Below are 14885 nucleotides of genomic sequence, written 5' to 3'. Positions count from 1 at the left end.
TCGTGTCCGTCAGCCGGCGGCGAGCTGGTTGATCTCGGTGGTGTTCAGGGCCCGGTCGTAGAAGTGGACGTCGTCGATCTGGCCGTTCGTCCAGTCGACCTGGTAGTCGTTCCACCAGGCGCTGCCGATCTGCGTCGGGCCGACCGCCTTCCACGCGGAGGAGAAGGCCGTGCTCCCCTGGAGGGTGCCGTTGACGTAGAGCGAGATGGTCGACGCGCCGCTGTTGTACACGCCGACCACGTGGTACCAGGTGCCCGTGGAGGGGGCGAGGCCGGTGACCGAGGTCAGGGTCGAGGTGGTCGAGTTCGAACCGCGCTCGGCGAACGCGAAGGTGCCTCCCGTCAGTTGCAGGTAGAAGGGGCTGATGTCGCCGCCGTCGACGCTCACGAAGGTCTGGTTGCCGCTGAGGCTGTTCAGCTTCACCCAGGCCGCGACCGAGTAGCTCGCGCTGGTGTCCACCGGTGTCACCGGGATGTTCACCTCGGTGCCCGCCGTGCCGTCCAGGCTCACGGCGTTGCCGCCGACCTTGCCGCTGCCGGCCCACGCGGCGGCTCTGTTGAGGCCGCCCCACGCGCTGTTCCCCATGAAGTCCGAGGTGTTGGAGCCGGTGCCCTCGTCGAGTTCGTAGTCGGCGGTGGCGGCGGTCGCCAGGGCCACGGCCTCCTGGCGGTCGAGCGCCTTGCTGAACATCCGTACGTCGTCGATGGCGCCGTTGGCGAAGTCGACGGCGTTGCCGTTCCACTTGGCGCGGCCGATCACCGTGTGCCCGGTCGCCTTCCAGGGGGAGGAGAAGGCGGTCGTGCCCTGGAGGGTTCCGTTGACGTACAGCGCGATGGTGTGGGCGGTGTTGTCGTAGACCCCGGTCAGGTGGTACCAGGTGCCGGTGACCGGGGTGCCGCCGGTGACCTGGGTCGCGGTCGAGCCGGTCGAGTCGCTGCTCCGCGTGGTGAACGCGAAGGTGCCGCCCGTGAGTTGGAGGTAGAAGGGGCTGATCGAGCTGCCGTCGATGCTGGCGAAGGTCTGGTTGCCGGTGAGGCTGTTGAGCTTCACCCAGGCCGAGACCGAGTAGCTCGCGCTGGTGTCGATCGCGGTGGTGGGTACGTCGACGTAGCTGTTGCTCGCGCCGGTCAGGCTGACCGCGCCTGTGCCGACCTTGCCGGTGGTCCAGGAGGCCCCGGACTGCAGCGTGCCGGTGTTGTGGTCGTTGGTGGTGTCGGCGGCGGTGGTCCCGGTGCCCTCGTCGAGGTTCCAGCGGGCGCCGTAGCTCGCCGTCGGTGTCACACCGCTGCCGTTGTACGCGCCGATGTTGGGCGCGGCCGTGGCGGAGACGGTGTTGCCGAAGTAGTCCAGGCCGCCGTTGCCCGACACCAGTACGCCCGCGCCGATGGCGGGTGAGCCGGGCTGCAGTTTGTAGGCCGCCGCCGAGCTGAGGCCCGAGCTGGCTCCACCGGGGGCGACGAGCTTCGGGTCGGTCGTCACCTTGCTGGCGTCGGTCGGTTCACTGCTCGCGTGGGTGCCGTAGAAGAGGTTGTGGCTCCAGGTGCCCGAGGAGGAGTAGCTGCCCCCGGATCCCGCGTTGTAGATGAGGTTGTTGGAGAAGGTGATGTTGTTCGCCGCCGGTGTGCCGGCGTCGATGCCGCCGTTGTCTCCGGGGCCGAGGTAGATGGTGTTGTTGTAGACCTGTGCGGTACCGGTCGAGACGACGCCCTCCAGCGTCGGCAGTACCGAGCTGATCGAGCCGTCGTTCTGGCTGATGTTGTAGCGGACGATCGAGTTCTTGGCGCCGAAGGTGGAGCTGCAGCAGTACTCCTGGAACCCGAACGGATTGTCGTGGGTGTAGTTGTACTGGATGATCGTGCCGGTGTTGTCGTGGTCGATGTCGAACGCTTCGCCGTCCCAGAGGGCGCGCCACTGGCGGGAGATCTCGTTGTTCTGCCAGATGCCGTTGTTGTTCAGCGCCATCCAGAACCCGGCGCCGGAGAAGCGGTAGCCGCTGTTGGTCGCCATGTTGTTCTGGACGAGCGGGTTGTCGCAGTACACGCAGACGACGTCGTTGCCGCCCATGTCGGTCAGCGTGTTGTTCTGGATCACGACGTTGGACGTCAGGATGCCGTGCCCGGTGCCGTTGAGGGAGCCGAGGTAGATGCCACCGGCGTCGACCTTGGTGAGGGTGTTGCCCTGGAGCAGTACGTCGTCCCAGCCGTTGGTGCTGTTGTTGTCGTTCAGGTTGAACGCGATACCCGACGACGTGCTGGGCTGCGGCCCGGCTCCCCAAGTGCCCTTCACGTCATGGATGTTGTTGTTGAGGATGTGGATCCCGTGCAGGATCCCGCTGGTGTCGTTCTGGAGCTGGATGCCGCTGCGGACCGCCGCGGTCGTGGTCGTGTTGGTGATCTCCAGGTTCTGGATCGTCCAGTACTGCTGGCTGTCGAGGTAGACCGCCGCGTCGGCGCCCGCGCCGCTGATGATGGGCGCGGCACCGGAGCCGTAGTTCGACACCACGATCTGGTTGCCGCCGGCGCCCGACCCCAGGGGGTGGAGTTCGCCGGTCCAGGAGCCGCCGTCCTGGAAGAGGATCTGGTTGCCGGCGGTGAAGGTCGTCGCGTTGACGTTGGTGAGCGTCTTCCACGGAGTGCTGCTGGTGCAGCCGTCGTTGCTGTCGCTGCCACTGGCGGACGAGACGTAGTACGTGGTGCAGGTCGTCGCCGCGGACGCGGTCGTGGCGGGTACGACCAGGACACCCAGGACGCCTATCGTGGCGGCGGCTGCCGCAACGATTCTTCGGGGCCAACTTCGCATGGTGCTCCTTTTCCGATCGTGCAGGGATGGGAAAGGCCGGTGCGGGAGCTGTTGGAGAGCGGGCCGGCCCGCACCGGCCGCACAGGAGGGGCTGTCAGCCGGTGGCGAGCGTCGTGATCTCGGCCGACGTCAGGACCCGGTTGTAGAAGTGCACGTCGTCGATCTGGCCGTTGGTGAAGTCGACCGGGCCGCCGTTCCATTCGGCGCTGCCGATCAGCGTCGCGCCCGCCGCCGTCCAGGGCGTGGTGAACGAAGTGCTGCCCTGCAGCGTGCCGTTGACGTACAGGGAGATCGTCTGGGCGCCGCTGTCGTACATGCCGAGCACGTGGTACCAGGTGCCGGTGGAGGGGGCGGGGCCCGCGACGGACGTGCCCGTCGAGCTCGTCGAGTCGGCGCTGCGGACGGTGAAGGTGAGCTTCCCGCCGGCCAGTTGCAGATAGAAGGGGCTGACCTTGTTGCCGAAGAGGCCGGCGAAGGTCTGCGTGCCGGTGAGGCTGTTGAGCTTGACCCAGGCCCCGACCGCGTAGCTCTGGCCGGTGTTGACCACCGAGGCGGGAACGTACGCCGACGTTCCGGTCGTGCCGTCCAGGCTCAGGGAGTTGCTGCCGACCTTGCCGCTGCCGGCCCACGCGGCGTCGCCCGCGAGCCAGCCGTCGGCCGTGTTGCCGAGGAGGTTGGTGACGGTCCTGCCGGTCCCCTCGTCCAGCTGGAAGTAGCCGGCCGCCCCGGTCCCCAGGGCGTAGGCCTCACGAGCGGTCAGTGCCCTGCCGACCATGCGTACGTCGTCGATGGCGCCGTTGGTGAAGTCGACCGCGTTGCCGTTCCACTTGGCACGGCCGATCACCGTGTGCCCGGTCGCCTTCCAGGGGGAGGAGAAGGCGGTCGTGCCCTGGAGGGTTCCGTTGACGTAGAGGGCGATGGTGTGGGCGGTGTTGTCGTAGACGCCGGTCAGGTGGTACCAGGTGCCGGTGACCGCGGTGGTGCCCGTCGCCTGGGTGGCAGTTGAGCCGGTGGAGTCGCTGCTTCGCGTGGTGAACGCGAAGGTGCCGCCGGTGAGTTGGAGGTAGAAGGGGCTGATGGAGCTGCCGTCGATACTCGCGAAGGTCTGGTTGCCGGTGAGGCTGTTGAGCTTCACCCAGGCCGAGACCGAGTAGCTTCCGCTGGTGTCGATCGCGGTGGTGGGTACGTCGACGTAGCTGTTGCTCGCGCCGGTGAGGCTGACCGCGCCTGTGCCGACCTTGCCGGTGGTCCAGGACGCCCCGGACTGCAGGGTGCCCGTGTTGGCGTCGCCCGTTGCGTCCCCCGCGGTGGTTCCGGTGCCCTCGTCGAGGGGCCAGTACGCGCCGGAGGTGGCGGCGGGTGCGGCCACACCGGCTCCGTTGTAGGCGCCGATATTCGGTGCGGCCGTAGAAGAGACCGTGTTGCCGAAGTAGTCCTGGCCGCCGTTGCCGGAGACCAGGACGCCCGTGCCGAGGGCCGGGGAGCCGGTCCGCAGTTTGTAGGCGGCCGCCGAGGTGAGGCCGGAGGCCGCGCCGCCCGGGGTCACGAACAGCGGGTCGGTCGTCACCTTGGCCGAGTCGGACGGCTCGGTGCCGGGATGGTTGCCGTAGAAGAGGTTGTGGGTCCAGGTGGTGCCGGTGGTCGAGTAACCGCCGGTACCCAGGTTGTAGATGATGTTGTTCGAGAAGGTCAGGGTCCCGTTGGGGGTGCCGTCGGTGATCTTCCCGTTGTCTCCCGGGCCGAGGTACACCGTGTTGTTGTAGACCTGGGCCGTGCTTCCGGTGTCGACGCCGCTGAGCAGGGGGAACACCGCGTTCGAAGCGCCGTCGTTCTGGCTGATGTTGTAGCGCACGACCGAGGTCTTGGCCGCGAAGCCGCTGGAGCAGCAGTACTCCTGGAAGCCGAACGGGTTGTCGTGGCTGTAGTTGTACTGGATGACGGTGCCGCTGGAGTGGTTGTCGATGTCGAACGCCTGGCCGTCGACGAGGGAACGCCACTGGCGGGCCACCTCGTTGTACTGCCACTGGCCGTCGGTCGACCACGCGGTCCACAGGCCGGCGCCGGAGTAGCGGTAGCCGTTGTTCGTCGCGACGTTGTACTGGACGACCGGCGAGGCGCAGAACACGCAGACGATGTCGTTGCCGCCCATGTCGGTGAGCGTGTTGTTCTGGATGACGACGTTGGTCGACGAGATGTCGTGGTTCAGACCGACGAGTGAGCCGAGGTAGATGCCTCCGGCGTCGTCGGAGGTGAGCGTGTTGCCCTGGATCAGGACGTCGTCCCAGCCGCTCGTGGTGTTGTCGTCGGTCAGGTTGAACGCGATACCGGACGACGTGCTGGGCTGGGTGCCGTCGGCCCAGTAGCCCTTGACGTTGTGGATGTTGTTGTTGAGGAGGTGGATCCCGCGCAGGATGCCGGTGGTGTCGTTCTGGAGCTGGATGCCGCTGCGCAGGTCCGCGGTCGCCGCGGTGTCGGTGATCTCCAGGTTCTGGACGGTCCAGTCGTGCTGGTTGTGCAGATAGACCGTCGCGGCGGCGCCCGCGCCGTTGAGGATGGGCGCGGCGCCGGAACCGTAGCTGGAGATCACGATCGGGGTGCCGCTGGTGCCGGATCCCTGGGGCTGGAGTTCGCCGGTCCAGGAGCCGCCGTCCTGGAAGAGGATCTGGTTGCCGGCGGTGAAGGTCGTCGCGTTGACGTTGGTGAGCGTCTTCCACGGAGTGGCGCTGGTGCAGCCGTCGTTGCTGTCGCTGCCACCGCTGGACGAGACGTAGTACGTGGTGCAGGTCGTCGCCGCGGACGCGGTCGTGGCGGGAAGGATCATCGCGCCCAGAACGGCTGCCACGGTACCTGCGGCCGCGACAAAGCGGCGTGGCCATCTTCGCATTGCGTTCCTCTTTGAACGTGAACGTGAATGGATGGGGCACCCGGAGGGCGGTCGCTCAGAGGGCGGTGAGGTCCGGCTCGACCGGCTCGTCGCGGTCGCACCGCAGCTCACCGTCGACGACCCGCACCGCGGCGACCTGGATCGTCGACCGGCGGCTCGGGTACGTGCCGTCGTCTCCGGCGGGTCCGCGGTCGGGGTGGGTGAAGTAGAAGACGTAGCCGGTGTCCCCCTGGACGACCACATCGGCGTGCAGGCCGATCGTGCCGTCGTCGGGGCGGGTGCCGGGGGTGTCGAGGATCAGCCCCTGGCGCTCCCAGTTCCGCAGGTCGGCCGAGCGCAGGACGCCCTGGCCGCGCCACTCGTCGACGATCATCCAGTAGTGGCCGCCCAGTTCGAAGACGTTGGGGCCCTCGTGCGGACGGTGGGTGACGGCGGGGCCGGCCGGTTTCCAGTCGTGGAGGTCGGTGCTGTCGGCCGTGTACGTGTACGAACCGTGGCGCTCGTCCTTGAACCACATACGGAAGCCGCGGCCGTCCGGCAGCGGGTACACGCACGCGTCGATCACCCGGTCGGAGCCGAGGTCGAGGGGGGCCACGAGGGTCCAGTCGAGCAGGTCCGTGCTGGTGTAGTGGATGATCCGGGCGGCCCCCGTCCAGGACTCCGGGACGCCGCGGATGTAGCTGACGTACATGTGGTAGACGTCGTCGTGCCAGATGACCTCGGGCGCCCAGAACGTGTTGCGGCCCCACTCGAAGTCGAGCCCGGTGAGCGTGCCCCGGTAGGTCCAGGTCCGGCCGCCGTCCGTCGAGGCGGCCACCCCGAGGTCGGTGCCGTGCACCCAGGCCACACCCGGACCGGGCGCGGAGGCGCGGCGGTTGGTGTAGATCAGCCACCATTCGCCGGCCTGCCGGTTCCAGATGACGGTGGGGTCGGCGGCCCCGTCGAGGATCGGGTCGCGGTACACGCGCTCAGCCCTTCAGTCCGGAGTTGGCGAAGCCGCGGACGTAGCTGCGCTGGGCGGCCAGGAAGAGGATGACGACGGGCACCACGTAGAGCAGCGCGCCGCCCGCGATCAGGTTCGGCAGCGGGAAGCCCTGGTTGATGACGTAGCCGTTGCCGACTCCGACGGCCAGCGTGGTGTTGTCCTGGTCGAGCAGCAGGTTCGGTGCGATGAAGTCGCCCCAGACCGTGTTGAAGGCCAGCACGAACGCCGTCACCAGCAGCGGGCGCGACAGCGGCAGGAAGATCTGCACGAAGATCCGGATCCGGCCGGCGCCGTCGATGACGGCCGCCTCCTCCAGTTCCTTGGGGAAGCTGGAGAAGAACTGCCGGTACAGGAAGATCGCGTACGGCGCTCCGGCCGTGCCCCACAGCACCCAGGGCCAATAGGTGCCCACCAGGCCGAAGTTGGCGAACAGCAGGTAGGTGGGGATCAGGGTGACGATCTGCGGCACCATCATCGTCGAGATGAGCAGGCCGAACAGCAGGTTCTTGCCGGGGGCGCGCAGCCGGGCGAAGCCGTAGCCGACGACCGCGGAGCTGAGGGTGGTGAGCAGCGCGAACAGCGCCGACAGGACCACCGAGTTGCGGGCGAACCGCCAGAACGGGATGAGGGTGACGACCTTCTTGTAGTTGCTCCACTCGAAGACCGAGGGGAGCCAGGTGTCCTCGTTGACCGCGTTGGTGGACCGCAGCGAGCTGATGACCAGTTCCGCGAAGGGCAGGACCATCAGGACGGAGACGATCAGCAGGACGGTGAAGATCACCGGGTGCTTGGGCCGCCGCTGGTGCCAGGCAGTGCGCGCCGCGGTGTTCGTGGGTGTCCGCGGGGCCACGGGGGCCTGGGTCTTCTCGTCGAGTGCCATGGCGGATCAGCCCTTCCCGGACGCGGTGGGATCGACGGCGTAGAACACGCTGCGTCCGACGAGTTTGAAGATCACTACCGTCAGGACGACGATGACCAGGAAGAACACGGTCAGCATCGCCGAGCCGTAGCCGTACCTGGAGTACGCGAAGAACTGCGAGTAGACGTCGACCATGTAGACCCGGTTGGCGTTCGGGATGTTGGTGTAGACGGCGCCGCCGCCGGTGCTGATCGGTGAGAGCAGCAGGGCCGGGACGAAGGTCTGCAAGGTGGTGATGGTGACCAGGACGGTCTGGAACAGCAGGACCGGGGAGATCACCGGGAGCGTGACGTGCCGGAAGGCGGTGAGCGCGTTGCCGCCGTCCAGCTTCACGGCCTCCAGCTGCTCCATCGGCACGGTCTGCAGGGCCGCCAGGTTGATGATGATGCCGGCGCCGACACCCCACAGCAGGACGACGACCAGGACGACGAAGGCCCGGTTGCCGGTGAGCCAGTTGACCGCGTCGGCCCCGAACATCGCCCCCACCCGGTTCGCGGCTCCGGAGTTCTGGTCGAAGACCACCTTCCAGATGAGCGCGCTCGCGACCGGGGGCACGATCGCCGGAATGTAGATCAGCGTCCGGAAGAAGGTGCGCCCGCGGACGCGTTCGTTGAGCAGGACGGCCAGGACCAGGCTCCCGACGATCGTCGTCGGGACGATGATCGCGACCAGGAGCAGGGTCTTGGACAGCGACGACAAGGTGTCCGACGAGGTGAGCACCTCGCGGTAGTTGGCCAGGCCCACCCATGGTTTGAAGACGGAGACGCCGTCCCATGCGGTGAAGCTGAGGTACAGGGCGTAGCCCACCGGGAACAGGGTCAGCGCGGCGGTGCCGATGATCCACGGTGAGAGGAAGCCGTAGAACGCCAGCGCCTCACCCTTGCTGCTGCCGTACCGGCGCCTCTTGGCCGACCCGGCGGTCCGGACGCGTTGCAGTCGCATGACCGTGCCTACTTTCCTGCGAGCTTCTTGCCGTTCGCCAGCACGGCGTTGACGTCCTTGGTCAGCAGGTCGGCCAGCGCCGCCACCGACTTGCCGCCGCCCACGGCGGCCGTGAAGTCCTTGGCCAGGGTGGTGTTCAGCGCGGTGGTCAGGGCGTACGGGGTGGCGACCGGGATGACGGACACGTAGGGCAGTTCGGCGGTCTGGACCTTGAAGGAGGCCTTCTGGAACTCGGTCTTCTGCGGCACCAGGGACAGCATCGGCTTCATCGAGGGCAGGCCGTTTCCGGCGGCGATCCGCTTGGCCGCGCCGGCGCCGCCGCAGTACCACTCCATGAACTCGAAGGCGGCACCCGGGTTCTTCGACTTGGCCGGGATCCAGTAGCCCACGGCGCCGAAGCTGGGGCTGACCCGCTTGCCGCCCAGCATCGGGGCCGCCGCGAAGACGGTCTTGGACTGGTAGGCGGGGGCGGTGCTCGCGACGAAGCCGTTGAACCAGTAGCCCTGGCCTGCCGTGGCCTGCTTGCCCGCGAGGTACTCGGGGCCGTCCCAGTCCGGGCTGGGGTTGACCGCCGAGTAGCCGACCTTCGCCTTCGCCACGTCGACCAGCCAGGTCAGGGCCCTGATCGCCTCGGGGGAGGTGAAGTCCGCGGTGCCCAGGTCCTCGGACATGATCCGGCCGCCGGCCGTCGCCACCATCGCGGCGATCTGGTCCATGCCGGGTGTCGTGGTGTACAGCCCGTACACGCTGGTCTTGCCGTGCGCCGACTTGGTGAGCTTCTTGGAGGCCTCGAACAGCTCGTCGTAGGTGATCGGCTTCGTCGGGTCCGGCGCGGTCAGCCCGGCGGCCGACCAGAGGTCCGAGTTGTACCACCACATCGCGTCCTGCGACCAGTCCTTGGCGATGCCGTAGCGGGCACCCTTGCCCTGGGTCTTTCCGTCCCAGCGCCAGCAGTTGTTGATGGGCAGGATGTCTGCCGTCTTCAGGACGCTGCTCTTGGCGAAGTACTCGTCCAGGTCCAGGGCGATGCCCCGGCTCGCGATGTACGGCGTGACGTCCGTTCCGGCGTCGCGCACCAGGTCCGGCGGGTCGCCGGCGGCCAGCATGGCGTTCAGTCGGGTCGGGTCGGTGAGGATCAGCTTGATCTTCAGCCCCGGGTACGCCTTCTCGAAGGCGGCGATCTCCGCGGAGGTGATCTCGCCCTGGGCGCTCATGATCGTCAGGGTGCCCTTCCTGGGCGACTTGACGGAGGCCGAGGAGGTCGAGGACGCGGTGCCCGAACAGGCACTGAGGGCGGCGGCTCCGGCCACGAGACCCACGCTCTTGAGGACCGAGCGCCTGCTGAAAGCCTGTGAGTGCTGCATGGTGCCTAACTCCTTTGATAGGACCTGTTGGTGGAACCACGGGCAGAGACCGGGGTCGGCGTCACGCATGACGGCATGGCCGATCGCCCTGTGTGGGGATGTCGATGGGCGCACAGGCTGTGGGGGCGCTCAGGCAGAGATGGCTCAGGTGCCGGGAGCCGCCTGATGAGGCGGGGCCGTCGGCGGGGCCGGCCGGCTCCGATGTCCTCGGGCGGCGGCGGGGTGATGCGGCGCGTGCGGTGCCGGACCGGCTGCTACACGGTCAGGCGATGCGGATGGAACGGCGGTGGCTCGTCGTGGCTAATCGGTTGCCGGGGCCGTGCGGAGCGGCTGTGCGGGGGCGGTTCATACGCCCGCTCCGTCGAGCGCCGCCGCGTGTTCCCCCGGCACGGTCAGCACGGAGGCGTGCCGTATGCCGTTCGGCAGGGAGATCTCCGAACGCGTCCACCGCACCCCGTCCGGGCTGGACGCGGCGCCGTACCGGCCTTCCAGGTAGTGGTCGAAGAGCAGCACCCACTCCTCGCCCCGGCGGAAGAAGGCGGGCCCTTCCACGGGTGCCGGGCTGACCGGTCCGGTCGGCCGGGTGAAGTCCGTACCCGGCTGCGAGAACGTGGTGACCAGGATGTACTTGTGGTCCGTGGACGGGTCGTTGGTGCCGCGCTCGTCCTTGAAGGCCATCACGAACCGGCCGTCGTGGTGGGTGACGGTCGCGTCGATCACCGAGTAGCCGGGGTCGAAGAACAGCTCGGCCGGCGAGTAGCCGACGAAGTCGCTGGTCGTGCAGTGCCAGATCCGGTGGTCCTGACCGACGTTGGCGAAGTCGCGTCCCTCGGCCGTGCTGCCGGCTCCCTCGACGACCGACGACCAGATCAGGTGGTAGAGCCCGGTGGCCGGGTCGAGGAAGAACTCCGGGGCCCAGGCGTTGTGCGCGCCGTCGATCCCGGCCATGACCGGCAGCAGCTCCTGCTCCGACCAGGTCAGCAGGTCGGCGGAGGTCGCGTGGACGATGCTGGGACTGGTCCAGCCGTCGGTGGCCAGCAGATGGAACAGCCCGTCGGGTCCGATGCCTATGAAGGGGTCACGGAGCCTGCCCGTGCCGACCGTTCCCCGCAGCAGGGGGCGGCCTTCGTTGACGGGGCTGAACTCCTGGCCGTCCTGGCTGACCGCCAGGTGCAGCGCCTCGTCGGCGTCCGTGAAGTACGAGACCACGTACATCAGCCACGCTCGGGGGGTGCGGTGGTGCCACGGACGATGAGTGAGGTGGGCATGTGCATGTGCTCCATCACGGGGGCGTTGCCTTCGATGATCGACATGAGCGCGCGGACCGCGGTCTGCCCCATGTCGTGCAGCGGCTGGCGGACGGTGGTGACTCCGGGATACGACTGCGCAGCCTGGGGCAGGTCGTCGAAGCCGACGACCGACAGCTGCTCGGGGACTCTCAGACCCTGCTTGCGGGCCGCGTCGACCGCTCCGAAGGCGATGAGGTCGGCGCCCGTCATGATCGCGGTCGGCCGGTGTTCCTCAAGGATGCGGGACGCGGTACGGAAGCCGGAGACGTAGCTGAAGTCGCAGTACGCGACCATGTCCTCGTCCACGGGGAGGCCCGCGAGCCGCATCCCGTCGCGGAAGCCCTCGTACCGGACGGTGGAGCTCTCCAGGTCGAGGTTGCCCCCGATGTACGCGATCCGCCGGTGCCCCAGGTCGATGAGGTGCTGGGCCGCGCCGCGTGTGCCCTGGTAGTTGTCGACGGTGACCCTCGGCAGGTCGACGTCGATACGGCGCGGGTCGATGATGACGGTCGGGATCTTGCGCTTGCGCAGCAGCGAGATCGTCTGGTCCTCCAGCACCGGCGCGATCATCAGCAGACCGTCGACGAGTCCACGGCTCAGGAACTCGATCCGCTCCCGTTCGCGTGAGCTGTCGTGGTAGCTGGCGTTGATCAGTGCCTCGAACTCGACGCTGGCCAGTTCGTCGGCGATCCCCCGCACGATCTCCAGCCCGTACTGGATCGTGAGGTCGAGGGTCAGTACCCCGACCAGCCCGGTCCGGCCGCCCTTGAGACCCCGGGCGGACACGTTCGGCACGTAGCCGAGGCGATCGACGACCTCCATGACGCGCCGGCGGGTGTCGTCGGATGCTCCGGGCTTCCCGTTGAGCACGTTCGACACGGTCATCGCGGAGACGCCTGCCTCTTCGGCCACCTGCGCGATCGTCACGCGGTCGGGCACAACGCCTCCCTCATGGGCTGGGTGTTCGCGGTGAACTGGCTCACATCGCGGCTAAAGTTAACGATAAAGTAGGGCACGGTCAACGGTCGGTCGCAACGAATACGTAACGCCGAGTTCACCGGCACCTCCGGCCCGCCTTGCGTCATCGCCTGCGGGATGCGGGGTGCCGGGTGCGGGATCCGGAGGACGCCCATGTACCGGGAACCGGGCCGAAGCGGGCTGTTCGTGTCCGGGAGGGGCTACGAAGCGGGGAGGTCGGTGCGTCCCGGGAGGCACGGGGGACGAGTCCGTGCGCGCCATCGGCGTCGGCGTCGACCTCGGCGTGAACCTCATCGACGGCGCTCGCGGCAGGGGCGAGGGCGTCGGCGGCGGCGTTGTCCGCGGGTCGGCGCGGGTCGGCGGGCGCGGGCGGGCGGGCGAGGTGTACGTGGCCTCTAAAACGCCGCCCAAGACGACATCCGGCTCGCTCCCGACGGCCTGGACCCGGCCGAGGCCTTCCCGGCCCGTACGTCTACGACAGTCCGGGGACCCGCCTGCGCGTCGGCGGCCTGCGACAAGACCTTCCCGAACAGTCGCTATCTCGACGCGGATCGAGCCCGCGCGGACCTTCCCTCCTTACCCAGCGAAAAATCCCCGAAAAGTCCCCAGATTGCCCCCGGATCAGCGATGCCTTCCAAGGGGTGTGGGCAGCGCGTTCTTGAGTCGCTTCCTGCCCGTTCGCGCTCCCTGCCGCACTGTCCGCGCGCGCGGATGGAAGACACACTGCCCGATACCGACGTCAAACTCGTCGCCCACCAAACGTACGGGGAGAGGTATCAGCGGGAGTTCATCGGACATCGACGTAGTCGGTGACCTGGGCGCTTCTGAGGTAGTGGTCTCCGGTCTGGCGGCTGAGGGCGATGGCCCAGGTGCCGTCCTGTTTGGCGGTCTCCATGCCGATGAGGTGGCCGTGCCTGTCGGTGCCCAGTTCGGTGACGTAGCGGTATGTGGTGGAGCCACGGGGCTTGAAGTAGAGGGTCGGGGAACCGCCGTAGAGCGGCTTCCAGGTGGTGCCGTTCTTGTACTGGAGGGTGCCGGCGAAACTGAACGCCTGGTTCTTGCGGACCGGGTTCGCTGAGGCGTGGAAGCCGATGATGCGGGTGGCGTAGCGGTAGAGGTGCACGGGCTTGGTGGTGTTGGTCGCCAGGTCCGGATTGCCGTCGAAGCGGGCGCGCCAGTAGGCGTTGGTGTTCGTCGTGGTGAGGGTGCGGGCGAAGTCCTCCTCGAACAGGGGCTTGTTGTGCCGGATCGTGATGGGGATGGTGCTGGCGTTCTTCCAGCCGCTCTTGCCGTCCTTGGAGTACTGCAGGGTGATGGTGGGCCTGGCGGGCCAGTGGGCGCGTGCGTCTTCGTAGTAGACGTAGCCGGAGACCTTGAGGGACGAGGTGTCGGTGAGGTCCGCGCTCATGTCGAGGTGGGTGGTGTACGCGACGTGGAGGCTGAAGGGCTCGGTGGCGACCTGCTGGAAGGGCATGTAGTCGGTGCCGGCTATGAGTTCGGCGGCCGGGGCGGCGTTGTAGGAGGAGACGTGCAGCGTGTAGGAGCCGTGGCTGTCGGTGGTGGTCTCGCCGACTTCGAAGGAGGGAAGGTTGCGGGCGTCGAGCCCGGCAAGGCTGATCGTGGTGTTCGGCAGCGGTTGCCAGCCGGCGGTGGTCTGGATCTCGGCGCGGCCGGTGACGGTGCCGGTGGCGCCCTGCTTCAGGTTCAGGGTGTGCGTGCTCGCGGTGAAGCGGACCGGTGCCTGCGTGGTGTGCAGGTACTGCTTGGGGCTCAACAGGTCGATCGCGCCCGGGTAGTTGACGGAGGCCCCGGGTGCGGCCGTCAGGTCGATGGACGTCTGGACGGGGACGAAGGCGGCGGTGAAACGGCCGTCGGCCGTGGTGGTCGCGTTCACCCGGCCGCGCCCGGTCTCGATGTCGACGGGTACGCCGACGGCAGGGGTGGGGGTGTCCGGGTGTCGGGGGTCCGTGGCGACGGCGGTGCCGCTGACGGAGACCTGCTGGTGGAGGTAGTCCGGCACAGCGGGCGTGGCGGTCAGTTCGGGGATCCTGACCAGGGTCTGGTACCGCAGGGTGTGCGGGGAGAGGGCGCCGGTGACGATGGCGCCGGAGGCGTCCTCAAGGTCGACGGTCACCCGGTAGTCGCCGAGATCGGCCAGGTGGACCGGCGCCCGCCAGACACCTGACGTCGCGTCCTGCCCGGTGTACTGGGTGAAGTCCTCGGTCGATCCGGCCTCCGGGTCCCCCTCCGGTGCGTCCAGCGGGTAGAAGTGCGCCGTGATGTGCGTGAGGGGACTGTCGGAGTGCGCGGTCACGAAGACCAGCCCCGGCTCGTCCCAGCCGTCCGCGTCGGACAGGACAGGTCCGCCGGTGGCGTTGTCCGCCCGGGCCGGGGAAAGACCCGTGAACAGGGTGGCGGACAGGGCGGTCGCCGTGGCTGCCGCCAAGAAGGTGCTGCGTCTCAAGATGGTCCCCCCAGGGAATCGGCCGAATACGAGAGTGCGTGTGAGGATCGAGCAGAAGGGCTGTGCCAAGTCGCGAACCTGCGGAGTCCGCCGTTCTTTCGGGGGTTCGCAGGCCAGCTGATCGAGAACTTTAGTGACGTGCTCTGACAGCGCGGTACTGGGGAGCGTCGTACGGGCGGCTTGCTACCTGACAGCTCCTCAACGCCGAGCGGACGGGCGCTCGACCAGGAACACCCTGGTCGAGCGCCTGAACGCCCCTTG

At 68.1% G+C, this 14885-nt stretch carries 9 protein-coding genes; all 9 read right to left on the bottom strand.

The annotated features are described in order from the left end of the window. Positions 1 to 9: 9 nt before the first annotated feature. Positions 10 to 2799, bottom strand: a complete 2790-nt coding sequence (locus tag OG407_RS39255; RefSeq protein ID WP_405864721.1) for a LamG domain-containing protein — start codon at positions 2797 to 2799, stop codon at positions 10 to 12. A 94-nt stretch (positions 2800 to 2893) separates the two neighbouring features. Continuing rightward, positions 2894 to 5641, bottom strand: coding sequence for a LamG-like jellyroll fold domain-containing protein (locus OG407_RS39250; protein WP_405864719.1), 2748 nt, complete (start codon positions 5639 to 5641; stop codon positions 2894 to 2896). A 97-nt stretch (positions 5642 to 5738) separates the two neighbouring features. After that, on the bottom strand, positions 5739 to 6647 hold the full coding sequence (locus OG407_RS39245) for a glycosyl hydrolase (protein ID WP_405864717.1): 909 nt from the start codon (positions 6645 to 6647) through the stop codon (positions 5739 to 5741). 4 nt (positions 6648 to 6651) lie between these two features. Further along, positions 6652 to 7548, bottom strand: a complete 897-nt coding sequence (locus OG407_RS39240; RefSeq protein ID WP_405864715.1) for a carbohydrate ABC transporter permease — start codon at positions 7546 to 7548, stop codon at positions 6652 to 6654. A gap of 6 nt (positions 7549 to 7554) precedes the next feature. Continuing rightward, entirely contained in the window at positions 7555 to 8529 is a 975-nt protein-coding gene (locus OG407_RS39235) for a carbohydrate ABC transporter permease (RefSeq protein ID WP_405864713.1), read from the bottom strand. An 8-nt stretch (positions 8530 to 8537) separates the two neighbouring features. Beyond that, the gene (locus OG407_RS39230; RefSeq protein ID WP_405864711.1) at positions 8538 to 9893 is read right to left on the bottom strand and encodes an extracellular solute-binding protein; all 1356 of its coding nucleotides are present in this window, start codon (positions 9891 to 9893) and stop codon (positions 8538 to 8540) included. Positions 9894 to 10238: 345 nt separating this feature from the next. Then, positions 10239 to 11108, bottom strand: a complete 870-nt coding sequence (locus OG407_RS39225) for a glycoside hydrolase family 43 protein (protein ID WP_366498691.1) — start codon at positions 11106 to 11108, stop codon at positions 10239 to 10241. Beyond that, positions 11108 to 12121 carry a LacI family DNA-binding transcriptional regulator gene (locus OG407_RS39220; RefSeq protein ID WP_403585120.1) on the bottom strand — a complete coding sequence of 338 codons (1014 nt, stop codon included), beginning with the start codon at positions 12119 to 12121 and terminating at the stop codon, positions 11108 to 11110. Before OG407_RS39220 ends, OG407_RS39225 begins: the two co-directional genes overlap by 1 nt. An 826-nt stretch (positions 12122 to 12947) precedes the next feature. After that, positions 12948 to 14624, bottom strand: a complete 1677-nt coding sequence (locus tag OG407_RS39215; protein WP_405864708.1) for a hypothetical protein — start codon at positions 14622 to 14624, stop codon at positions 12948 to 12950. Positions 14625 to 14885 lie beyond the last annotated feature (261 nt).

The organism is Streptomyces sp. NBC_01515 (assembly GCF_045040345.1).
Classification (GTDB): domain Bacteria; phylum Actinomycetota; class Actinomycetes; order Streptomycetales; family Streptomycetaceae; genus Streptomyces.
The sequence above is the reverse complement of the archived record's forward strand: the minus strand, read 5'-3'. Positions and strand labels throughout refer to the sequence as shown.